1 protein-coding gene is annotated in these 1,209 nt (G+C 69.6%); it reads right to left on the reverse strand.

From position 1 onward, the window contains the following. Positions 1 to 1,209, reverse strand: a 1,209-nt coding sequence (locus AB4Y34_RS41605; RefSeq protein WP_368719279.1) for a condensation domain-containing protein, incomplete at both ends; no start/stop codon positions are given.

The raw sequence follows: 1,209 nt of genomic DNA on the forward strand, positions 1-1,209 counted from the left end.
TGCCACCATGCATGCGCCCGAACAGCACCGTGCCGAACACCACCTGCTCGCGCCCGCTGCTGCGCGCCACCACCTGCGCCCACGCCAGATGGCACAGGCTGGCCAGACTCACCCCCAGCCGCCGCGCCTGCTGCCGCAGCCGGTCGTTGAGCGTCTGCGGCAGCATCCGTTGCGCCTCTCGGGTTCCGCTGCCGTCGCCGCGCACCTCGCCCAGCCCGAACGGCAGCGTCGGCCCGTCGATGTCCGACAGCATCTCCCGGAAGAACTGCTCATGCGCCTGCTCTCCCACACCCAGCCGCGCCTGCGCTATCAGGTTACGGAATGGCTGCGGCTCGGCCAGTTCGTGCGCGCGTCCCGCCAGCACGCTCCGGACCTCCGCATGCATTACCTCTGAGGTCGTGTGATCGCCGATCAGATGATGCTGCAGCTCCAGCAGCAGCCAGCGCCCGCTACCCGGCTCCCGGGCCGTCACAAACCGTATCAGTGGCGCCCGCCCCAGATCGATGCGCTGCCCGCGCGGATCGAACCGGCGCCGCAGCTGCTCGTGAGCCGGCCCGTCAGCCTCGTCCAGTTCAACCTCCACCACCTCCAGCCGCGCCTGGCGCCACACCACCTGCACCGGACTGGACAGCCCCTCCCACACAAACGACGTGCGCAGGATATCGTGCCGGTCCACCACCCGCTGCACTGCCGCCAGATAGCGCTCCAGCAGGTCACGACCGGCAAATGCCATCTCCCGGACCAACAGATAGGGATCGCCCTCGCTGGCCAGCAGATGATGGAACAGGATGCCCTCCTGCAGCGGCGACAGAGCATAGATGTCCTGGATGTTGGCCAGCCCCCCGGGCACCGTGGCCACCACCCGGTCGATCTCCGGCTGGCTCAGCCCGATGAGCGGCAGCATCCCCGGGGTGATCGCCGTACTGTGCGCGGTGATCAGGTTGGCGGGGACCGCGACCTCCTGATGGCGGCCTAGGCTGGCCGCCAGATCGGCCAGCACCGGCCGCGCGAACAGCATCGCCAGCGACAGTTCCACACCCGCAATCTGCGACAGCCGGCTGAGCAGCCGCACGGCCAGCAGTGAATGGCCGCCCAGCTCGAAGAAGTGGTCATGCCGACCGACCCGCTCCAGACCCAGCAGCTCCGCCCACAGCTGCGCCAGCACCGTCTCGAGCTCCCCGCGCGGCGCCTCGTAGCCCCGCCGCGCAT

The sequence above is a fragment of the Paraburkholderia sp. BR10954 genome (assembly GCF_040965775.1).
Classification (GTDB): domain Bacteria; phylum Pseudomonadota; class Gammaproteobacteria; order Burkholderiales; family Burkholderiaceae; genus Paraburkholderia; species Paraburkholderia youngii.